The organism is Actinomadura sp. HBU206391 (genome assembly GCF_014323665.1).
Taxonomy (GTDB): Bacteria; Actinomycetota; Actinomycetes; order Streptosporangiales; family Streptosporangiaceae; genus Actinomadura_C.
In genome coordinates this window covers 1-20,520 of sequence record NZ_JABVEB010000034.1, presented here as the reverse complement: position 1 = coordinate 20,520, position 20,520 = coordinate 1, and the positions used below count along the sequence as shown (strand labels likewise).

Below are 20,520 nucleotides of genomic sequence, written 5' to 3'. Positions count from 1 at the left end.
GAATGGCCGCATGGCACGACGTGGTACGCAGACCCCTCCGCCCCCGCCGGACTTCGAAGAGAACATCGTCGACGTCGATGTCTCCGAGGAGATGCGCGGGAGTTTCCTCGAGTACGCCTACTCGGTGATCTACCAGCGGGCGCTCCCCGACGCGCGCGACGGGCTCAAGCCCGTACAGCGCCGCATCCTCTACTCGATGAACGACATGGGCCTGCGGCCCGACCGGGGGCACGTCAAGTGCGCCCGCGTCGTGGGCGAGGTGATGGGCAAGCTGCACCCGCACGGCGACAGCGCGATCTACGACGCCATGGTGCGGCTGGCGCAGCCCTGGTCGATGCGGATGCCGCTGGTCGACGGGCACGGGAACTTCGGATCGCTCGGCGGCGACGACTCCCCCGCGGCGATGCGTTACACCGAGGCCCGGTTGTCCCGCGAGGCCATGCTCATGGTGACCTCCATCGACGAGGACACCGTCGACTTCCGGCCCAACTACGACGGGCAGGAGAACGAACCGGAGGTCCTGCCCTCGGCGTTCCCGAACCTGCTGGTCAACGGCGCGTCGGGCATCGCGGTCGGCATGGCCACCAACATGGCCCCGCACAACCTCGGCGAGGTGATCGCCGCCGCCCGCCACCTGATCGCCCACCCGGACGCCTCGCTCGACGACCTGATGCGGTTCGTCCCCGGCCCCGACCTGCCCACCGGCGGCCGGATCGTCGGGCTCGAGGGCATCCGCGACGCCTATGAGTCCGGCCGCGGCACCTTCCGCACCCGTGCGACCGTGCGCATCGAGAACGTCACCGCCCGCCGCAAGGGCATCGTCGTCACCGAGCTGCCGTACGGCGTCGGGCCCGAGCGCGTGGTCGCCAAGATCAAGGACATGGTCAACGCCAAGAAGCTGACCGGGATCGCCGACCTCAAGGACCTCACCGACCGGTCCACCGGGCTCCAGCTGGTCATCGAGATCAAGAACGGCTTCCACCCCGAGGCGGTCTTGGAGGAGCTCTACCGGCTGACGCCGATGGAGGAGACCTTCGGCATCAACAACGTGGCGCTGGTCGACGGCCAGCCGCGCACGCTCGGCCTGCGCGACCTGCTGCAGGTCTACGTCGATCACCGCATCGACGTCGTACGACGCCGGAGCCAGTTCCGGCGGCGCAAGCGCGAGGAGCGGCTGCACCTCGTCGACGGTCTGCTGATCGCGCTGCTCAACATCGACGAGGTCATCCAGGTCATCCGCGAAAGCGATGACTCGGCCCAGGCCAAGCAGCGGCTGATGCAGATCTTCGAGCTGTCGGAGATCCAGGCGCAGTACATCCTGGACACCCCGCTGCGCCGACTCACCCGCTACGACCGGCTGGAGCTCGACAAGGAGAAGGAGACGCTCAGCCGCGAGATCGCCGAGCTGACCGCGATCCTGGAGTCCGAGACCAAGCTCCGCAAAGTCGTGTCGGACGAACTCGGGAAGGTCGCCAAGGAATTCGCCAACGCGCGCCGCACGGTGCTGCTGGAGTCCTCCGGCCAGACCACGACCGCGGCCGTGCCGCTGGAGGTCGGCGACGACCCGTGCCTGGTCCTGTTCTCCTCGACCGGCCTGCTCGCGCGTACGGGCGGGGTCGACCCGCTCCCGGCGGACGGCCCGAGAGCGCCGCACGACACGCTCGTGTCGGTGGTCCGCGCCACCGTGCGCGGGGAGGTCGGCGCGGTGACCACCGCCGGCCGCATGCTGCGGATCGACGTACTGGACCTACCCGCGCTGCCACCGGCGGCCACCCCTCCGTCGCTGGCGGGCGGTGCGCCGATCAGCGAGTTCATCACGCTCGAAGCCGGCGAGACCGTGATCGGCCTCGGCACGTTCGACACCGAGGGGCCGGGGCTGGTGCTCGGCACCGAGCAGGGAGTGGTGAAGCGGGTCGTGCCCGACTACCCCGCCAACCGGGACGAGTTCGAGGTGATCGGCCTCAAGGACGGCGACAAGGTCATCGGCGCCGTGCAGCTCGACTCCGAGGAACTCGATCTGGTGTTCATCACGAGCGACGCGCAGATGCTGCGCTTCGGCGCCGACACCGTCCGCCCGCAGGGCCGCCCGGCCGGCGGGATGGCCGGCATCCGGCTGGGGACCGACGCCCGCGTGGTGTGGTTCGGAGCCGTCGACCCGTCCCGCGAGTCCGTGGTCGTCACGATCGCGGGCTCGTCCGCGGCCCTGCCCGGCATCCAGCCCGGCGCCGTCAAGGTCAGCGACTACGCCGAATTCCCGTCGAAGGGCCGCGCCACCGGCGGCGTACGATCGCACCGCTTCCTGAAGGGCGAGGACACGCTACTGCTGGCCTGGGCTGGCCCGACACCGGTCCGCGCGACCTCGAACACGGGCAAGCCGGTGAAGCTGCCCACTGAGCTGGGCCGGCGGGACGGCTCCGGCGAGCGGGCGGGTTACCGCGTCTCCGCCGTCGGCGGCCCCATCGGCCCGGTCAGGCAGATCGTGGCGGAAGGCGCCCCCGACCCCGAGTGAACGCACCTTCACGCAGTTGATCAAGGGTTCGGGCACCTGTAGGCGCTCGAACCCTTGATCATTTCTGGGCGCCCAGGCACGTGCCCGCGCTCGTCTCCGTGCTCGCCTCCGTGCACGTGTGGCGCACGTACCGAGCCGCGTTCAGGCTCCGGCTCCGGCGTGATCATGCAGTTGTTCGAGAGGCCCGGTTGTCGTAGGTCTCGCGCGCGTCGGTGACCTGCTCGATGTGGGTCTCGGCCCAGCACTTAATGGCCTGCATCACCGGGAGCAGACTGGCGCCCAGCGGGGTGAGCGCGTAGTCGACCCGTACCGGCACCGAGGGTGTGACGGTACGGGTCAGCCGTCGCGCTCCAGGCCCGCAGGGTCTGGGTGAGCATCTTCTCGCTGACCCCGGCGATGATCCGGGAGAGATCGCTGTAGCGCCGCTGACCGTCGGCGAGCGCGTTGAGCACGAGGCTCACCCATTTGTCGCTGATGCGATCGAGAAGCTGACGGGTCGGGCACGCGGCGAGATAGGCGTCGTAGGCGATACGCGCCTCCTTGCGCCGCTGTGCGGCGGTACGGGTGGCCATCACGCTTCTCCGGGTCTGAACCGCACCTCGACGTGCGTACTTCCCATCAGAGAGTAGCTCTCTTTACGGTCGTACCCAAAGGAAGCACCGCTTTGCGGAACGCGAGGAGATCTCATGCGCGCAGTCGTCGTCCGTGCCTTCGGAGGGCCGGAGGTCCTGGAGGTGGCGGACGTCCCGGTGCCGGTCGCGGGACCGCATCAGGTCCTGATCCGGGTCGAGGCCGCGACGGTCAACCCCGTCGACCTGGCCACGCGGTCCGGCGTACTCGCCCAGGCCGGCCTGATGCCGGCACGGGACATGATCGGCATCGGGTGGGACGTCGCCGGAACCATCGAGGCCGCGGGGCCAGGAGTCACAGGTCTCGTCCCCGGCCAGCGGGTGATCGGCCTGTCGGACCGGCTCGACGTTCCGCTCGGCACGCAGGCCGACCATGCCGTACTCGATGCGGACGCCGTCACCGGTGCGCCGGCGGGCCTGTCGTCGGCGGAGGCCGCGACGCTGCCCCTGAACGGGCTCACCGCGGCCCAGGCGCTCGACCGGCTCGACCTCGTCCCAGGGCGGACGCTGCTGGTGACCGGTGCGGCCGGTGCCGTGGGCGGCTTCGCCGTCCAACTGGCCGCGGCTCGGGGGCTCCACGTGGTCGCCGTCGCCGCGACCGAGGACGAACCACTGGTACGCGACCTCGGAGCCGAGCTGTTCGTGCCGCGCACGGCACGGCTGGGCGAGGCGGTCCGCGCCCTCGTCCCGGGAGGTGTCCGCGCGGCCCTGGACGCGGTCGTGATCGGAGCGGCCGCCCTCGACGCGGTCCAGTCGGGTGGGGCCTTCGCCGCCGTGGTGTCAGGGGCAGCGCCGCCGCCTCTGCGCGGCACCCGGGTCTTCAACCACTGGATACGCGCCGACGCCACCCGCCTCTCCGACCTCGTCGCCCTGGTCGAGAAGGACGCGCTCACCCTGCGCGTCGCCGGCGCCATGCCTCTCGACGAGGTCGCCACGGCCCATCGCAGCCTCGCCGAGGGCGGCCTCCGCGGACGTCTCGTCCTCGTCCCCTGACGCCGACCTCTAGGCGCGAGGCGAACACCCAGGCGTTTTGCCCACATTCGCCCCCCTGCTCGCCGAGGAACCGTGTTTGCCGAGGAACCGTGTTTGCGGAGGAAAATGGACCGAACAGGCTTCAGTGTCGGCATCCGCACGACCGGAGGCCGACCCGATGGTGCATACGCCGACACCGAACAACCTTCGAGCGGGGTGAAGACACCACGCAGCCGATCTACGCGGCGTGCCGCGCCTATTGCTCTGCGGGTTTGCCGGGCATGGTCGCCGTGTCCACGACGATTCCGAACGGCTCCGGCAGATCGAGCTTCTCGCCGATGGGAACGGCGGCTGAGCGCAGGTAACCCCGCGGGCTCGGCCCCGCGAACAGCGTGATCAACGATTCCCGGGGGTCGATGATCAGATAGAGCGGGATCTCGCTCTGCGCGCAGCTCGCGCGCTTGACCACGTAGTCGTCGCGCCGACTGGACGGAGACACCACCTCGACGGCCAGCAGGACATCCTCCGCGGAGAGCAGCCACTCCCCATCGGTGGACTCGTCAGCCGGGCATATGAACAGATCGGGCTGGATTCGCTCGGACGTCTTGGGCAGCTCGATCGTGCCGTGCGTCAATCGGTCCAGGCCATGCTGATCGCAGAGCTCCCGAAGTGCGTCGCTCAGCCAGGTCACGATCCGGTTGTGCATTTTGATCGGCGCAGGGCTCACGACGATTCGCCCTTCGAGCAGCTCCACGCGGTGACCCGGAAGGTCGAGCGATTCGTAGAGCTCCTCGATCGTCGGACCGCCGGTGTCGTCTTCCATTGCGCGAGCCGCCTCCAGGACCGTCGCGAGGGCCATGACTCCATCATCCCCTGTTCTCTCCCATCGCGCGGTTACACTGTCTTCAATACGGAGAGTACAGGTGATGTTGCACAGAGCAACAGAAATTCGGCTGATAACGGCAATGCATTCGCCCCCGGCGCTCGCCGAGGACGAAGACCGAGCGGCCTTCGGTGTCGGGATATGCCCCGCCGGAAGCCGATCCGGTGGTGCACACGCCGACACCGAACAGGCTTCGACTCCGTCTCGGATCCTGCGATCAGATGAGAACGTATGACTTGCGAGTCGAACTCTTGAAGCGGGCTCGAGTTGATCTAGGTGAGGTTCAGAGGTCGTGGTCGCCTGCGCGAGCCGCCTCGACGAAGCGCCGGAAGCTCGCCACGTCGAAGGCGAGCACTGGCCCCTTGGGGTTCTTGGAGTCTCGAACCGCCACCGTCCCGGCGAGACCGGCGATCTCGACGCATTCATCCCCGCCCTGAGCGCTGCGGCTGCTCTTACGCCAGTCGGCGATCTGCTCCAGCTCGATCATCGATGCTCCTCCAAGAGCTTAAAGATCAACTCGGTGGACTCGGCGCGAGGCAGTGCCTCACCCATGAGGAGATCGAACCGTACCCCGCACTCCGCGACGGTGTCCTTGTCATCGATGAGCTGTGTGATGCCAGGTGCCTCGACGTACACGAGATCGGGATCATTCCCGAAGCTCAGGATGGTGAAGGCCCCATCCAAGGCCGCCTCGGTGACCGAGGCGAACGGCAGGATCCGAACCTGCGTTTCCCCCGCCTCCGTGAACTTGGCCAGCGTCTCGAGCTGCTCGCACATGATCTGCGACCCTCCGATGGGCCGGTGCAGGATCGCTTCTTCGAGAACGAACAGAGCGTTCGGCGGCTGTTCTCTCAGGAGGACTTTCTGCCGTTCCATCCGCGCGGCCACTCGTTGGTCGAGCGCCGGCTGGAGCCGCCCCAATGCCATCACCGCTCGCGCATAGGGCTCGGTCTGGAGCAGCCCAGGGATCGCCTGCGTGGAGAATCGGCGGATGGACACCGCCTCGGCCTCGAGCTCGAGGTATCTGGGAAAGCCTGGCAAGAGCACGCGACAGCGTCCCGCTCGTTTGATCGCCTCCCACAGGCGGTGGAAATTGCCGCAGGTCTTGAAATAGGTGTCCAGGTCGTACGCGAATTCTTCCGAAGGGGGCTTTTCGCCGAGCTCGACCTGCCCGATCCACTGGGCGGAACAACCGAGCGCGGTGGCGAGTCGGGCCATCGAGAGATCAGCCTTGTTGCGATACGTACGAAGCTCAGCTCCGAAGTGGCCTACCAGGGAATCGGGGTCGAGCTCGCGCTGGGGGCGGGGCATGGGACCTCCGGGGAGTCGGCCGTATCTCGGGCCGCCATGCGGCGCCGGTTGCGGTTGCGTCCAGACCGGACGCACCGGCCTGGCATGCAAGTATCGCCGACGGTAACCGATAAATGACGGAACGCAGCAGAATTCGTTCTCAGTCGTCCTCTACGCGCCGGGGGTTCCGCACCAACAGGGTCAAGCAGGGGGTCGGTGGGGATAATCGCGGCATGGCCATCTCGTCGTTCATGGTCCCGCTCGGGACCCGCGCTCCGTCCTTCTCGCTGCCGTCGATCCAGGGCGGCACGGTGTCGATCGACGACTTCGCGGACGCCCCTGCGCTGCTCGTCGCCTTCCTGTCGAACCACTGCCCCTATGTGCGCCGGATCGAGAGCGCCCTCGGCGAGGTCGTCGCCGAATACCAGCAGAAGGAGGGCCTGGCGGCCGTCGGCATCTGCAGCAACGACGTCGAGAACTATCCGGACGACGATGCCGCGCATCTGACCGAGCAGGCGAAGCGTGCCGGCTTCACCTTTCCCTACCTCGTCGACGAGACGCAGGAGGTGGCCAGGGCCTACAAGGCGGCCTGCACACCGGACCTCTTCCTGTACGACACCGAGCGGGGGCTCGCCTACCGGGGAGAGTTCGACGGCGCACGGCCCCGCAACGACCAGCCCGCCGATGGCGCGACCCTGCGAGCCGCCCTCTATCAGGTGCTCGGCGGGCGCCCGGTACCGGAACCGCACGTCGCGAGCCTGGGCTGCGGCATCAAGTGGAAGCCCGGCAACGAACCCACCTGACGCGCGAGCGTATGTGACGGGTCAGCCGGTGATGACGGCGACGATCCGGGTGCCTTCGGCGAAGGCTCCGCGCTCGGCGAGGGCGAAGATCCCGTACATCATCTTGGCCACGTAGACCCATTCGAGGGTGACCCCGTGCCGCGCGGTGAAGTCGGCGATGAACGCGTCGAGATCAGAGGTACGGCGGGCGAACCCGCCGAAGTGGAAGCCGTACTCGATGCTCCAGTCACCGGAGTTCTCGCCGTGGGCCTCGTGCTGCAGCCGGTCCACCTCCTCGTCCAGGAACCGGCCGCCCTTGAGCGCGGCGAAGCCCAGCGCCCGCCGCCCGGGCGGGAGCGCGGCGGCGAGGCCCGCGAGCGTTCCGCCGGTGCCGCAGGCACAGCAGATGACGTCGAACGGGACGTCGATCTCGGCGGGCAGCTCGGCGCATCCGCGTACCGCGAGGGCGTTGCTGCCGCCCTCCGGGATCAGGTAGAACTCGCCGAACCTCTCGCGCAGCCCGGCGATCAGCTCCGGGTCGGCCTTGCGGCGATAGGCCGTACGGTCCAGATAGGTGAGCAGCATGCCCTGCGCCGCCGCGTACGCCAGGGATTCGTTGAGCGGCCGGTGCTCCTCACCCCTGATCACGCCAATCGTGGAGAACCCGAAGTGCCGGCCAGCGGCGGCCGTGGCGCGGATGTGATTGGAGTAGGCCCCGCCGAAGGTGAGCAGTGTCCGGTGGCCCTGCTCGGCGGCGGCCTGGAGGTTGTACTTCAGCTTGCGCCACTTGTTCCCGGGCAGCTCGGGATGGATGAGGTCGTCACGCTTCAGGAACAACCGCAGCCCATGCCGGGCCATCCGGTCGTCCGCCAGCTCCACGACCGGTGACGGCAGCAGCAACCGCACCGAGGCGACGGGCACCCGGCCGGTGTTCACATGCATCCGGCAATCATCCCGCGACGCGTCCGGTGGGCCGGCCGTGCGAGCGCCGGCCCGCGCCCGAACCCGGCGGACCCTCGATCAGGTGTCGATGCGGGCGGTGTCGAGCTCGGAGGCACCGGCCGTGATGAACTCACGGCGCGGCGCGACCTCGGAGCCCATGAGCAGATCGAAGATCTTGGCCGCGTCCTCGGCGTCCTCGATCCGGATCCGCCTGAGCATGCGGCGCCGCGGGTCCATGGTGGTCTCGGCGAGCTGGTCGGCGTCCATCTCACCGAGGCCCTTGTACCGCTGCACCGGCTCCTTCCAGCGCTGGCCCTTGCGCTCGAGCTCGACGAGCTTCTTGCGAAGCTCCCCGTCGGTGTAGCAGTAGATGTAGCGCTCCTGCCCCTTCCTGGGGTTGCTGAGCTGGATCCGGTGCAGCGGCGGTACGGCCGCGAACACCCGGCCGGCCTCCAGCATGGGGCGCATGTACCGGTAGATCAGGGTCAGCAGCAGACACCGGATGTGCGATCCGTCCACATCGGCGTCGGCCATGAGGATGATCCGCCCGTACCTGGCCGAGTCGATCTCGAAGCTGCGGCCGGAACCGGAGCCGATGACCTGGATGATGGCCGAGCACTCGGCGTTCTTGAGCATGTCCGCGACCGAGGACTTCTGCACGTTGAGGATCTTGCCGCGGATCGGCAGCAGCGCCTGGAACTCGGAATTGCGGGCGAGCTTGGCGGTGCCCAGCGCGGAGTCGCCCTCGACGATGAACAGCTCGCTGCGGTCGTCGGAGGTGCGGCAGTCGACCAGCTTGGCCGGCAGCGCGGAGTTCTCCAGGGCGTTCTTGCGGCGCTGGTTGTCGCGCTGGGTGCGGGCGGCGATGCGTGTCTTGGCCGCGGAGACGATCTTCTCGAGGACGTTGCGCAGCTGCTGCTTCTGGCCGCGCTTGGGCGACTCGAACGCCGCCTTGAGCTCCTTGGCGACCACCTGGGACACGATCCTGGTCGCAGCCGAGGTGCCGAGGACCTCCTTGGTCTGCCCCTCGAACTGCGGCTCCGGCAGCCGTACTGTGACGACGGCGGTGAGCCCTTCGAGGATGTCATCCTTGAGGACCGGGTCGTCGCCGTTCTTCAGCAGGCGGGTGCTGCGGAGCTGTTCGTTGATCGTCCGCACCAGGGCCCGGTCGAATCCGGAGACGTGGGTGCCGTGCTTGGGCGTGGCGATCACGTTGACGAAGGAGCGGGTGATCGTGTCGTAGCCGGTGCCCCAGCGCAGCGCCACGTCGACTTCGAGATCGCGCTCGACGTCGGTGGGGGTCAGGTGCCCCTGGTCGTCGAGCACCGGCACCGTCTCGGTGAAGTGACCGCGACCCTGCAGGCGCAGCACCTCGCTAACGGACTCGTCCGAGGCGAGGTAGGAGCAGAACTCGCTGATGCCGCCGTCGAAACGGAACGACTCCTCGATCAGCTCCTCGCCGCGCTCGTCCCTCACCGAGATCGACAGGCCCGGTACCAGGAAGGCGGTCTGGCGCATCCGGTCGAGCACCAGCTCGGTCGCGATCGTCGCGTCCTTGATGAAGATCTGCCGGTCCGGCCAGAACCGCACCCGGGTGCCCGTGGTCTTCTTGGCGACCCGCTTGCCGAGCCTCATGCCGGACTTCTTCTTGAACTTGGCCGTCGGTCCCTCGTCGGCGAAATCGCCGGGCAGACCGCGCTTGAAGCTCATCAGGTGGGTGTGGCCGCCGCGGTCGACCTCGACGTCGAGCCGGGCGGACAGCGCGTTGACCACCGAGGCGCCGACGCCGTGCAGACCGCCTGAGGCGGTGTAGGAGACCCCGCCGAACTTGCCGCCCGCGTGCAGCCGCGTCATGACAAGCTCGACGCCCGGCAGCCCGGTCTTGGGCTCGATGTCGACCGGGATGCCACGGCCGTCGTCGCCCACCTCGATGGAGCCGTCGGCGTGCAGGACGACCTCGACGTGCGTGCAGTGCCCGCCCAGGGCCTCGTCGACGGAGTTGTCGACGATCTCCCACAGGCAGTGCACCAGGCCGCGGCTGTCGGTGGAGCCGATGTACATGCCCGGCCGTTTACGGACGGCCTCCAGCCCTTCGAGCACCGACAGATGCCGGGCCGAATAGCCGTGCGGGTCGTCTGCGGCAAGTTCAGCGGTCACAGCGGTCAACTTGGTCGAACTCCTCGGGGGGCAGAACGTCAGGCAGCAGGCTACCCCTCCTGGGGCCGTTCACCCGTCGGCCACTCCGAAGCCGTGACGAAGATGCCGTTCGAGGCCCCGAGATGTCGCGAAGATGTCGTCACGCGGCCTCGTCGGTCCTCGAACAGGGCTCCCACATGCGGCAGGATGCTGCCCGATGGCCGATCCACCGCCTGGACTTTCCGGCGTTTTCCAAAGCAGAGGGGACTCTTTGTGACTTACGTCACTTATTGCTCCATTCTGCTCTGGGCGTACTGACTGGCGGGTTGGGAACGTCCGCGTCCGGTTAGATGTTCTTTTAAGTACCGACCCCGAGACGAGGAAGGTGCCGTGACTGGAGCCCTTGCCCCATCCAAGCCACTGACGGCCGTTGATCGCTGCGACCGTTGTGGCGCCCAGGCCTATGTCCGTGCGGTCCTTTCGGGCGGCGGCGACTTGCTGTTCTGCGCGCACCATGGCCGCAAGTTCAGCGAGGCGCTTCGCTCCAACGGGGCTGACATTCAGGACGAGACCGACCGGCTGATCGAGACCCCTGCCATCGCCCCTGACAAGGAACGGTAGTTCGACAGCTCCATACATAGAGAGAAGATGGCGGTCATCGGCGACGATGGCCGCCGTCTTCTGTATCCGGCCGACGCCGACCCGGCGTCCCTACGACCTACGACCCGCGACCACCCACCGGAGGGACCGTGCTCGTCCTGTTGCCGCCTTCCGAGGGAAAGGCGACCACCGGAGACGGCCCGCCCGTCGACCTGGACGGGCTGACCCGTCCCGAGCTGACGAGGACCAGGGAACGGGTCCTCGACACCCTGATCACCCTCTGTGCCGGCCCGGAGCGACGGGCCATGGACGTTCTGGGGCTGCCCGCCGGGCAGGCCGACGCCCTGCAGCGCAACCGCGTACTGCGGTCGGCGGCCACGCTGCCGACCGCGCGGCTCTACACGGGGGTCCTGTACGACAATCTCGGCCTCGCCGATCTGGACGGTGCCGCCTACGCGCGGGCCGCCGAGCGTCTGGCGATCTTCTCCGGCCTGTGGGGCGTGCTGCGCATCGGCGACCGCGTTCCGCCGTATCGGCTGGCCATGGGAGTGAGACTGCCGTGGCTCGGCGCGCTCGCGGGCGTATGGCGGCCGGCCCTCGCCGAGGCGATGTCCGCTGAAGACCCAGGGCTGATCGTCGACATGCGCTCCGCGCCCTACGCCGCGGCGTGGCGGCCGGCAGTCCCTACGGTGGCGGTACGGGTCCTGCGCGAACGGATCGCCGGCGGCGTGGTGCGGCGCTCGGTGGTCAGCCACATGGCCAAGGCCACCAGGGGCGCGGTGACACGCGATCTCATCGTGGCCGGCGCCGACCCGCGGTCTCCAGAGGAGCTGGCGAAGATCCTTGGCGATCTGGGCCACGTTGTGGAACTGAAGGGCCCGGCCCGGAGCGGGGCACCCTGGACCGCCGAGGTCATCCTCAGCGATCCGTGCGAACCCGGGCACTGAATCACGGGCACTGAAACACCTGGGGCGGCTAAACACGAGCGCTGAATCACGTTTGGTAAACAGTCCGTCACGTGGTGCGCTCGGCGTGTCGCGGCCGCTCCCGATGGTGCACGGAGGGCGATTTCCGGCAGGCCGGGCCTCCCCGGCCGTACCGGTCGGAGGCCCGCGCCGCCAAATCAATCCGGGCGGAGCTCAGTCCAGGCGGAGCTCAGTCCAGGCGGAGCTCAGTCCAGGCGGAGCTCAGTCCAGGTAGTCGCGAAGCACCTGGGAGCGCGACGGATGACGCAGCTTCGACATGGTCTTCGACTCGATCTGGCGGATCCGCTCCCGGGTCACCCCGTAGACCTTGCCGATCTCGTCGAGGGTCTTCGGCTGGCCGTCGGTGAGACCGAACCTCATGGAGACCACTCCGGCCTCGCGCTCGCTCAGCGTGTCGAGCACCGAGTGCAGTTGCTCCTGCAGCAGCGTGAAGCTCACCGCGTCGGCCGGGACGATCGCCTCGGAGTCCTCGATGAGGTCCCCGAACTCGCTGTCGCCGTCCTCACCCAGCGGCGTGTGCAGCGAGATGGGCTCACGGCCGTACTTCTGGACCTCGACGACCTTCTCGGGGGTCATGTCGAGCTCTTTGGCCAGCTCCTCCGGGGTGGGCTCGCGGCCCAGGTCCTGGAGCATCTGCCGCTGCACCCGCGCCAGCTTGTTGATCACTTCGACCATGTGGACCGGGATGCGGATGGTCCGGGCCTGGTCGGCCATCGCCCGGGTGATCGCCTGCCGGATCCACCAGGTGGCGTACGTGGAGAACTTGTAGCCCTTGGTGTAATCGAACTTCTCGACCGCGCGGATCAGCCCGAGGTTGCCCTCCTGGATCAGGTCCAGGAACAGCATGCCGCGGCCGGTGTAGCGCTTGGCCAGCGACACCACCAGGCGCAGGTTCGCCTCGAGCAGGTGGTTCTTGGCCCGGCGGCCGTCCTCGGCGATCCACTCGAAGTCCTCGAGGTCGTCCTCGGACATCGCATGGCCCTCGACGGCGAGCCGCTCCTCGGCGAACAGGCCCGCCTCGATGCGCTTGGCCAGCTCGACCTCCTGCTCGGCGTTGAGCAGCGGGACCTTGCCGATCTGCTTGAGGTAGTCCTTGACCGGGTCGGCGGTCGCGCCGGCCGCCGCGATCTGCTGGGCCGGGGCGTCCTCGTCATCGTCGCCGAGGACGAACGCCTCTTCTTCGGAGTCCTCGCGCTTCTTGCCCTGCGGCCCGGCGGCGTCGGGCTCGGCGACGACGGCCTCGGTGTCGGGCTCGACGGCGACATCCGCGTCCCCGGGCGTGTCACCGGCCTCCAGATCGACGTCCACCTCGAGGTCCACCTCGAGATCGACATCGAGATCGGTGACCTCGACCTCGTCATCGACGACCGGCTCGGCCTTCTCGGCCGACCGCTTGGCCGTGCCGTTGGCGGCGGGACCGCCCTTGGCCGGCTGGGTCTTCTTGGCGGCCGTGGGCCGCTTCGGCTTGGGCGCGGCCTTCTTGGGCTTGGCGGTCTGCGACCGGCCCGCCCGGGCCCGCTGGTCCGACGCGCCGCCGTCCGAACCGTCGTCGACGACGGCCGTCACCGTGTCGGGCTGCTCTTTGGCGGCCGCGACGCTCTTGGGCGCCCCCTGACGGGAGCCCGCCCCCTCTTCAGTCTGATCTTTCCGCGCCGCCTGCGTCCCGGCGCGCTTGCGCGGACGCTTCGGCGCCGCGGAGTCGGCAGCGCTCACCATGACGGTCACACCCTCCTTGCTGAGGCTCCGCAAGATGCTCGAGGCCTTGGACACGGGGATGTCGGCCTCCTCGAACGTACGGCGTACATCGTCGGCTTCGATGTAACCCTGGGACCGTCCACGCTCGATCAGTTGCCCGATGACGTGCTCGTGCAGCTGCTCTGTTGGCTTCGAGGTCGAACTGGCAGGCGACACAAACACCTCTCGAACGAAACATGTGGCTAGGTTGACCCAGGCGGCCTGTCGGGCGTGGCCTCGCGGGCGGGGCCACGAACCCCGCGCGGGAAAGCAGCGTACCCGCTTCTCCTAGGGTCAGCATTCTGGCACGGCTGCGCATTCCGTACGGGGAGTCCTGCCCGGTAACACACCACCTTAGGGGGAGCTGAGTGGTCCTTCGTACGGACTACGCCGTCTTCGGCGGAACGTGTAGGGCAAGTACGGTCACATCGTCGTCTTGCTCATACCCGGCAAGCATGCGATCGACCAAGAAATCGACGATTATTTCAGGATCTGCTACCACCTCCGGTGGCGCGTCCGCCGCGACCCCGACGAGCTCGTCGAGACCGGCGTCCACTCCACGCCTACGGTTCTCCACGAGTCCATCGGAATAGAACACCACAGTGTTGCCGGACTCGATGGAAAAACTTGTCTGCTGTCTTTGACTCGGCCAGCCGAGCGGCGTCCCCGGCTCGCTCGCGCTGAGCCGCGCGGGGGCGTTCGGGCTGATCAGCAGCGGTGGCGGATGCCCCGCATTGCTGAGAACGCCCACTCCGGTCTCGGGATCGATGACGGCGTAGGCCACCGTCGTGAACTGCTCTTCGTCCTCGGTGGCGCTGAACAGCCGGTCGAGCCCGGCCAGCACCGCGGCCGGCCGCGGATCGTTGAGCGCGAGGGCGCGCAGGGCGTTGCGGACCCGGCCCATCCCGGCCGCGGCCAGCACGCCCTTGCCCATGACGTCGCCGACCGCGATGGCCAGCCGGTCGTCGGGCAGCCGGAACGCGTCGTACCAGTCCCCGCCGACCTGCACATGGCGGGTCGCCGGGTGGTAGCGGGCGGCCAGTTGCATGTTGGACAGCTGCGGCAGATCGCTCGGCAGGAGGCTGCGCTGCAGCTCCTCGGCGGTCTTGTGCTCGCGCTCGAACAGCAGCGCCCGCTCGACCGCCAGCGCGCACTGGCCGGCGAGCGCCTCGAGGAACACCCGCTCCTCTTCGGTGATCTCTCGTGGCCGCATGAACGAGAATCGCAGGGCGCCGATCGCGGCGCCCGCCGCGAGCAGCGGCAGCCCCACCCAGGCCCGCTCCTCCATCTGACGCCCGAACAGACCGGGCTCGTCGCCACCGAGCTGCATCCGGAGGCTGTCGGGATTCTCGGCCAGGAACGGCCGGCTCTCCCGGACCGCGACCGACATCACGGTCTGGCCGCTGACCTGGATGTCGTCGGGCGCGACCGGAGCGGTCTCCTGGGTGCCGCCCGGCGTGATGATCCGCAGCACCAGCTTGTCGTCGTTCAGCAGCGCCACCGCCGACTGGTCGGCGCCGATCGCCGACCGGCCGACCTCGGTGATGACCTGGACGACCTGCGCCACCGTGAGGGCCTCGGCCAGCAGCGAGGTGGCCTGCTGCAACCTGGCCGTGCGCAGTGCGGCGGCCGACAGTTGCTCGGTCAACCGGCCGCGCATCTCCTCGGCCTCACGCTGGCCGGTGACGTCGGTGTTCGCGCCGACCCACTCGACGACGTCCTCGCCCCGCCAGATCGGCACGGCCCGTACGTCGTAGTGCCGGTAGGTGCCGGTCTTGGTGCGGACCCGGTAGTTGGCCTCGAAGACACGGTTGACCTGCACGCACTCCTGCCAGACGGCCTCGACGCGCTGGCGGTCCTCGGGGTGGATGACCGCGAGCCAGCCGCCCAGGAGGTACTCGTCGATGGACTGCCCGGTGATCGACCGCCACTCCGGCGCGTCGTCGGAGATCTGGCCGTCGGGCTGGGTCACCCACACCACCTGGGAGCTCGCCTCGACCAGCGAGCGGTAGCGCTCCTCCTTGCGGCGGATGATCTCCTCGGAACGGCGGCGCTCGGACACGTCCACCACGATCAGCACGATGCCGAGGAGCTTTCCGTCCGGGCCGCGGGAGGGGAACCACGAGTACGACCAGTGCCGGGTCCGGTCGACGGACGCGCTGAGCGAGTCGTCCGGGCCGGGCGCCCCGGTGCCGACCGTCCCGGGCCCGGCTTCGCCTTCGGCCGCACCGCCCTCGTTCGCGCCGTCTTCATCCGCGCCGCCCTCCCTGGCGACGTCGACGGTGAGATCGAAGGCGTCGATCACGGACTGGCCCTCGTCGAGCGCCTGCCGCAGCGCGGCCTCCATGGCCGCGGCCGTCGCCGCGTCGTCGGTCAGCACCTCGGACGGGCGCCGCCCGATGAGGCGCTCGGCGGACACGCCGTGGATCTCCACGAGGGTCTCGTTGACCCGGCGGCACTTCAGCTTGGCATCGAAGAACGCGAAACCGATGGACGCTTCCTTGATCAGGGTCTCGAACAGCGCGATATCGGAGGAGTCCATACCGGCCACCCGGGGGTGCGGAACAGAAGTATCGGTGCTCACCATCGACACCTCCGTCGCGGGCGAGGATTAACCACAAGGCAGGTCGTCATCACTATGGGTGAATGGGAGCAGGCTGAGCCCCCGCCTCCATCACAACACTGGTCGGAGCCAGGCCTTCATCATCTCGGTGGTTCGGCGCCGAAGACAAGTCTTACCCCCAGTGGCCGGTTCGGCACCTTCACCGGTCACCCTACGGTGCCGTCGATACGCCCGCCGTCCGGCCAGGTCCGCCGAGGCACCGAGGCGGCCGGATCAATCGGCAGGTACGAGATGATAGAACGCCGCGCGCCGATCGGCAGCCGAGCGCGGGATCCCGGCGCGTCCCCGCGCAGATCGGCACCGTGCCTCGTACCGCCGCCCGCCCGATCGCGAATGCCTCCGGCCGCGTGCCGCGCCCGCCTCGCGCCGGTGCGGGCCAGTGCAGGCGATCCCGATTGGCCGATTCCGGCCGTTCTCCGAAGATCGCCGTTCCGGCCCGGAGCCGGCGAGGCCAGATATGACTGATTTCTTACATTCCGATCGTTCCCGTGGTCATACGGTGTGCGTAGTGCTCGAATGGGGGGGTGACGGGCACCAGACTGAACGGCGGAGCCTCCGCGCGGCCGGACTCCGCGCGGCCGGACGAAGGCACCCCTGTGGGACGGCGGATCGTCCTCGGCATGTTGGGCCTCGGCGCGATCGGCGTGGCGGTCGGCGCCGGCGTGCAGGAGAAGGTCGACCGCGCCCTGTCGCCCATCAACAAGATCGTCCCGATCGGTGGAGGTTTCCGGTACTACTCGGTGGTCGACAGCGTCGATCGCCGCGATGCCGGGAACTACACGCTGACGGTGAGCGGGCGGGTCCGCGAACGGCGCACGTTCACGATGGCCGACCTGCGTGCGCTTCCGCAGACGCGGATCACCCGGGACTTCCAGTGCGTCACCGGCTGGCGGGTGCCCAAGGTGCCGTGGGCGGGGGTCGCGCTCCCCGACCTGCTGGACGCCGTCGGCGCGGCGCCGGCAGCGGCCGCCGTGCGCTTCCGCTCCTTCGACGGCGCCTACACCGAGTCGCTGACGATGGAGCAGGCACGCAGGCGGGACGTCCTCGTCGCCACCGAGATGCTCGGCAAACCCGTCACCCACGATCACGGCGGCCCGGTGCGGCTGTTCGTCGCGCCGATGTACGGCTACAAGTCGCTCAAGTGGCTGGGCGGCATCGAGGTCGTCGACAAGGTCGTCCCCGGCTACTGGGAAGAGCGCGGCTACGACGTCGACGCGTGGGTCGGCCGGTCGAACGGGAGAGACGATGAGCCGACGTGACCCCGGCGGTCGCGGCGGGCGGGCGATCCTGAGGTTCACCCTCCCTGAGCGCGCCGTCCATCACGCCGTCGCGCTCCTGATGATCATCTGCCTCGTCACGGCGGCGTGCCTGTACGTCCCGGTCGTCGCCGCCGCCGTCGGCCGCCGGGAACTGTTCAAGACCATCCACGTGATCGCCGGATTCTCCCTGCCCGCCCCGATTCTCGCGGGCTGGCTGTCGAAGGCGTTCCGAACCGATCTGGGGCGGCTCAACCGCTTCGGCGACGTGGACTGGGAGTGGCTGCGCCGAAGTGACCGGCGTGTCGTCATCGACGGCGAGGGAGCGATCCCCGTCGGCAAGTTCAACGCCGGCCAGAAGCTCAACGCCGCCTTCGTCGCCGGCGCGATCCTCGTCATGCTGGGGACCGGGGCCATGCTCACCTTCCCCGGCCCGTTCCCCGACGGCTGGCGGACCGGCGCCACCTTCGTGCACGACTGGCTCACCCTGGGGATCTTCGCGGCCTTCCTGGGGCACCTCTGGTTCGCGATGCGCGACCGCGGGGCGATGGCCGGGATGTGGGACGGCCATGTCGACCGGCCGTGGGCCGCCCGCCACCACCCGGCGTGGCTGGCCGAACAATCCACACAATCCACACCGGAAGAGCCAGAGAAGCATGACGCCCGGAGGCCTTGACAGGTCTCCTTGCTGCGTGAAATAGGACGCCGCGACTCCGCCGGTAGACGCCGGTCAAGGCCCATGGCAACGGGCACCTTTACCGCCATGGGGGAGTAAAATGGTTGTTCGAACATGGACCGGCCTCCCGACGACAATTCCCCCGAATATCGGGGGTGCCGGGTGGAGCGGTCCTACCAGAGCATTCCGCTGGCGACATCATGCAGGTCGTGGGCGACTGTCACGAGCGAATCTGAGAGGGTAAGTCCGTGAGTCCCCGCAGCCGCCGCCGTCCTCCGGGGGACGCCAAGCCACCCTCCGACGAGATCTACGCGATCTTCAATGACATCCTGAGGCACGCCCGTGAGCTGCTGGCGGTGCGCAGCCCGCTCGACGCCGAGCTCATCGTGAGCGAGATCCTCGGTTCCTGGTGGGGCCGCCGGTCGGACGAGGTCGGCACCGACGCCGACGAGGTGGTCGGGGAGGCCCTGGTCGACCACGCCGGTCGTGCGGGTACCCCTGCGGCGCTGGCCCTGCTGACCGGCATGGCCTATCTCGGCACGAGCCGGCAGGCGGCCATGGCCGAGCACGCCGCGCTCGGCCTCATGGAACGCGGGGTGGCCCGCCCCGGCTGGGCCGACCGGGTCGGCATGGTCGCGGCCGAGGAGTGCTACACCTCCCGGGACGTCTACGGCGACCAGGAATCGATCGTCTGCACCTACACCTATGGCGGCGCGGAGCGGCACGCCCTCATCGTCGTGGTCGACCACAACTACGGCGGCATGGTGCGGGACGCGTGGGTGTCCTCCCAGGTCGAGAAGGTGCTCGATCACTGCCGCAACGACGGCCGCGACAACCCCCTCATGCGCTTCGAGCATCTCGAGCCGGGCCGTACCCGGGCGCTGCTCGAGACCGCGCTGAGGACGACCGACGGCTGGACCGACCCGCCGGTCAACGAGGGCTTCGGGTCCTACCACGCGTTCGTGCGGGCCAGGGTGCGGGCGCTGCCCCCGGGCGGCCGCCACCCCGCGCCGCCGGTCTACGGCCGCGACCGGCGCGCCACCCTGGCCGCGCAGTTCCTGGCCTCGGACGAGGCCGAGGAACTGTCGGACCGGTCCGCGGCGAGCCGCTGCGTCGACCGGATCATCGACTACGGCTGCACGTACGACTCCGGCCGCCCGCTGCGGGTCAGCCCCATCAAGTGCGAGCGGTTCCTGCTGGAGTGGGTGCCGCGCAAGGTCCTGCTGTGGCCCACCGAGCAGGAGGCGATGCCGCACGTGCTCGCGGCGTGGGTGCGGTGGGCGAGCCGCCGCACCGGGCTGCCCGAGGAGGGCGTCCGGGCCACCCTCGACGCGGTCTGGGACGCCACTGTGAGGTTCGCCGAGGCCTACCGCGATCCGACCGAGGCCGGCCTGGACCGCGAGCTGGTCGAGCGGCTGCTGCCGGACGGCGATCTGGAGGCCCTCCCCCGCCGGGCGTTCGCGCTGCCGTTCCTCAACGGACGGCACGGCAAGGTCGACCTGACGTCGCTCAATCCAGCGGATCCGGGTGACCGCCGGCTGCTGCTCGAGTTCGAGCATCCAGGGGCTCCGGAGGATCATCTGGCCGAGCACGAGCGGCTGGCCGCGCGGCTGTGGGCGGGTGATCCGCCGCAACTGTGGGAGACCGCGCAGATCCTGCTGGATCTCGGCTACGAGCGCCATGAGATCCTGCACCGGCTCATCGAAGTGATCGACCGGCACGGTGGCGACGCCGACGCGCTGCGCGGCGCTCTGCGCGCGCTGCGCCACGATCGGCCGCCGGCCGGCTGACCGAGCGGTTTGCGAGAGGAGACCCGGACGGCGATTATCGGCGTTTACGGTGGGGTCGGAGATCCCGAGTGGCTCGACGGCGGCCGGTGAGGAGTGATCTTGTTGGAGTGGTCCGAATTCGCCGAACGCCTCGGCCGTGAGCTGGCGGGTCTCGATCGCGACACCATCCTCATCGTGCGGGAACACGACGAGAGCCGCCACTACGTCCAGGCCATGCGCGAACCGGACCGGCTCTACGCCGAGGCCGTCAGCAACAACTTCCTCGAGGGCCCGCTCCTGCTGACCCCCGCCGACGAGGAGGTGCTCACCGAGGCCGGGTGGCGGCCGCCGACGGCGGACTGGTCGCCGGCGAACTGGTGGACCGAGCTGCCGCCCCTCGCGACCGCCACCGACTACGCCGGGCTGGCCGACATGATGGTCACCGCCCTGCGCGACGTACAGGGCCTGCGACGGCCCGCCGACCTGGTGTACGAGTCGTTCCACCGGCACGGCACCGGGCTCATCGAGCTGGCGGACTTCGGCATCAGCCCGGCCGACCCGAGCAGGATCACCGAACACCGCACCGCCGGCAACGGTCAGGCCCCCGCGCCGGAGGCCGATGACGGCGCCGGCCGCGCCACCGGGTCGCGCCGGATCGGCGAGACCACGCCGGCGCTCACCGCACCGACCGTGCCCGAGCCGCACAAGCCCGCGCCCCGCGACGTCAACGGCG

The 20,520-nt window shown here is 69.2% G+C and carries 18 protein-coding genes; 9 read left to right on the top strand and 9 right to left on the bottom strand.

Features of this window, described 5'->3' with window-relative positions:
* Positions 1 to 10 precede the first annotated feature (10 nt).
* On the top strand, positions 11 to 2,509 hold the full coding sequence (locus HKK72_RS14155; protein ID WP_187234805.1) for a DNA topoisomerase (ATP-hydrolyzing) subunit A: 2,499 nt from the start codon (positions 11 to 13) through the stop codon (positions 2,507 to 2,509).
* A 163-nt stretch (positions 2,510 to 2,672) separates the two neighbouring features.
* Here the strand turns inward: HKK72_RS14155 and HKK72_RS42140 are convergent, their stop codons facing one another.
* Together HKK72_RS42140 and HKK72_RS14150 are read right to left on the bottom strand one after the other, a co-directional pair.
* A complete protein-coding gene (locus HKK72_RS42140; protein WP_315987242.1) occupies positions 2,673 to 2,825 on the bottom strand; it encodes a winged helix-turn-helix transcriptional regulator in 153 nt (50 codons plus the stop codon).
* Positions 2,755 to 3,081 carry a helix-turn-helix domain-containing protein gene (locus tag HKK72_RS14150; protein ID WP_315987241.1) on the bottom strand — a complete coding sequence of 109 codons (327 nt, stop codon included), beginning with the start codon at positions 3,079 to 3,081 and terminating at the stop codon, positions 2,755 to 2,757. The genes HKK72_RS42140 and HKK72_RS14150 overlap by 71 nt, the downstream gene beginning before the upstream one ends.
* Positions 3,082 to 3,195: 114 nt before the next feature.
* Here HKK72_RS14150 and HKK72_RS14145 point away from each other — a divergent pair, with 114 nt between their 5' ends.
* On the top strand, positions 3,196 to 4,131 hold the full coding sequence (locus HKK72_RS14145; protein ID WP_187234804.1) for an NADP-dependent oxidoreductase: 936 nt from the start codon (positions 3,196 to 3,198) through the stop codon (positions 4,129 to 4,131).
* A 235-nt stretch (positions 4,132 to 4,366) separates the two neighbouring features.
* On the opposite strand, the gene HKK72_RS14140 is transcribed toward HKK72_RS14145, so the two are convergent.
* From HKK72_RS14140 to HKK72_RS14130, 3 genes are all read right to left on the bottom strand, one after another.
* A complete protein-coding gene (locus HKK72_RS14140) occupies positions 4,367 to 4,969 on the bottom strand; it encodes a Uma2 family endonuclease (protein ID WP_187234803.1) in 603 nt (200 codons plus the stop codon).
* Positions 4,970 to 5,276: 307 nt separating this feature from the next.
* Positions 5,277 to 5,480: a DUF397 domain-containing protein gene (locus HKK72_RS14135; protein WP_187234802.1), complete on the bottom strand. Its 204-nt coding sequence runs from the start codon at positions 5,478 to 5,480 to the stop codon at positions 5,277 to 5,279.
* Positions 5,477 to 6,304 carry a helix-turn-helix domain-containing protein gene (locus HKK72_RS14130; RefSeq protein ID WP_187234801.1) on the bottom strand — a complete coding sequence of 276 codons (828 nt, stop codon included), beginning with the start codon at positions 6,302 to 6,304 and terminating at the stop codon, positions 5,477 to 5,479. Before HKK72_RS14130 ends, HKK72_RS14135 begins: the two co-directional genes overlap by 4 nt.
* 212 nt (positions 6,305 to 6,516) lie before the next feature.
* Here HKK72_RS14130 and HKK72_RS14125 point away from each other — a divergent pair, with 212 nt between their 5' ends.
* Positions 6,517 to 7,086, top strand: a complete 570-nt coding sequence (locus tag HKK72_RS14125; protein ID WP_187234800.1) for a thioredoxin family protein — start codon at positions 6,517 to 6,519, stop codon at positions 7,084 to 7,086.
* 21 nt (positions 7,087 to 7,107) lie between these two features.
* Here HKK72_RS14125 and HKK72_RS14120 read toward each other — a convergent pair whose 3' ends face one another.
* A complete protein-coding gene (locus HKK72_RS14120; protein WP_187234799.1) occupies positions 7,108 to 8,007 on the bottom strand; it encodes a 1-aminocyclopropane-1-carboxylate deaminase/D-cysteine desulfhydrase in 900 nt (299 codons plus the stop codon).
* A 78-nt stretch (positions 8,008 to 8,085) separates the two neighbouring features.
* Entirely contained in the window at positions 8,086 to 10,173 is a 2,088-nt protein-coding gene (locus HKK72_RS14115; RefSeq protein WP_187234798.1) for a type IIA DNA topoisomerase subunit B, read from the bottom strand.
* A 360-nt stretch (positions 10,174 to 10,533) separates the two neighbouring features.
* On the opposite strand from HKK72_RS14115, the gene HKK72_RS14110 reads away from it, so the two are divergent.
* Positions 10,534 to 10,764 carry a hypothetical protein gene (locus tag HKK72_RS14110; RefSeq protein WP_187234797.1) on the top strand — a complete coding sequence of 77 codons (231 nt, stop codon included), beginning with the start codon at positions 10,534 to 10,536 and terminating at the stop codon, positions 10,762 to 10,764.
* Positions 10,765 to 10,892: 128 nt separating this feature from the next.
* Positions 10,893 to 11,690: a peroxide stress protein YaaA gene (gene yaaA / locus HKK72_RS14105; protein WP_187234796.1), complete on the top strand. Its 798-nt coding sequence runs from the start codon at positions 10,893 to 10,895 to the stop codon at positions 11,688 to 11,690.
* Positions 11,691 to 11,930: 240 nt separating this feature from the next.
* On the opposite strand, the gene HKK72_RS14100 is transcribed toward yaaA, so the two are convergent.
* Both HKK72_RS14100 and HKK72_RS14095 read right to left on the bottom strand, forming a co-directional pair.
* Positions 11,931 to 13,640: an RNA polymerase sigma factor gene (locus HKK72_RS14100; RefSeq protein ID WP_315987240.1), complete on the bottom strand. Its 1,710-nt coding sequence runs from the start codon at positions 13,638 to 13,640 to the stop codon at positions 11,931 to 11,933.
* A 208-nt stretch (positions 13,641 to 13,848) separates the two neighbouring features.
* Positions 13,849 to 16,050: a SpoIIE family protein phosphatase gene (locus HKK72_RS14095; protein ID WP_261986808.1), complete on the bottom strand. Its 2,202-nt coding sequence runs from the start codon at positions 16,048 to 16,050 to the stop codon at positions 13,849 to 13,851.
* Between the two features lie 560 nt (positions 16,051 to 16,610).
* Here HKK72_RS14095 and HKK72_RS14090 point away from each other — a divergent pair.
* The 4 genes from HKK72_RS14090 to HKK72_RS14075 form a co-directional block, all read left to right on the top strand.
* Positions 16,611 to 17,345, top strand: a complete 735-nt coding sequence (locus HKK72_RS14090) for a molybdopterin-dependent oxidoreductase (RefSeq protein ID WP_222720687.1) — start codon at positions 16,611 to 16,613, stop codon at positions 17,343 to 17,345.
* Positions 17,332 to 18,018, top strand: coding sequence for a cytochrome b/b6 domain-containing protein (locus HKK72_RS14085; RefSeq protein WP_187234794.1), 687 nt, complete (start codon positions 17,332 to 17,334; stop codon positions 18,016 to 18,018). The genes HKK72_RS14090 and HKK72_RS14085 overlap by 14 nt, the downstream gene beginning before the upstream one ends.
* Positions 18,019 to 18,266: 248 nt before the next feature.
* Positions 18,267 to 19,808 (top strand): hypothetical protein, encoded by a 1,542-nt coding sequence (locus HKK72_RS14080; protein WP_315987239.1) that lies wholly within the window; start codon positions 18,267 to 18,269, stop codon positions 19,806 to 19,808.
* Between the two features lie 99 nt (positions 19,809 to 19,907).
* Positions 19,908 to 20,520, top strand: a 613-nt coding sequence (locus tag HKK72_RS14075) for a TY-Chap domain-containing protein (RefSeq protein ID WP_410050300.1), incomplete at its 3' end; no start/stop codon positions are given.

What these genes read in the sequence shown, in the direction of transcription:
- HKK72_RS14155 (WP_187234805.1), top strand. Translation starts at nt 11, where the DNA reads ATGGCACGACGTGGTACGCAGACCCCTCCGCCCCCGCCGGACTTCGAA.
- HKK72_RS14150 (WP_315987241.1), bottom strand. Translation starts at nt 3,081, where the DNA reads ATGGCCACCCGTACCGCCGCACAGCGGCGCAAGGAGGCGCGTATCGCC.
- HKK72_RS14145 (WP_187234804.1), top strand. Translation starts at nt 3,196, where the DNA reads ATGCGCGCAGTCGTCGTCCGTGCCTTCGGAGGGCCGGAGGTCCTGGAG.
- HKK72_RS14140 (WP_187234803.1), bottom strand. Translation starts at nt 4,969, where the DNA reads ATGGCCCTCGCGACGGTCCTGGAGGCGGCTCGCGCAATGGAAGACGAC.
- HKK72_RS14135 (WP_187234802.1), bottom strand. Translation starts at nt 5,480, where the DNA reads ATGATCGAGCTGGAGCAGATCGCCGACTGGCGTAAGAGCAGCCGCAGC.
- HKK72_RS14130 (WP_187234801.1), bottom strand. Translation starts at nt 6,304, where the DNA reads ATGCCCCGCCCCCAGCGCGAGCTCGACCCCGATTCCCTGGTAGGCCAC.
- HKK72_RS14125 (WP_187234800.1), top strand. Translation starts at nt 6,517, where the DNA reads ATGGCCATCTCGTCGTTCATGGTCCCGCTCGGGACCCGCGCTCCGTCC.
- HKK72_RS14120 (WP_187234799.1), bottom strand. Translation starts at nt 8,007, where the DNA reads ATGCATGTGAACACCGGCCGGGTGCCCGTCGCCTCGGTGCGGTTGCTG.
- HKK72_RS14095 (WP_261986808.1), bottom strand. Translation starts at nt 16,050, where the DNA reads ATGGTGAGCACCGATACTTCTGTTCCGCACCCCCGGGTGGCCGGTATG.
- HKK72_RS14085 (WP_187234794.1), top strand. Translation starts at nt 17,332, where the DNA reads ATGAGCCGACGTGACCCCGGCGGTCGCGGCGGGCGGGCGATCCTGAGG.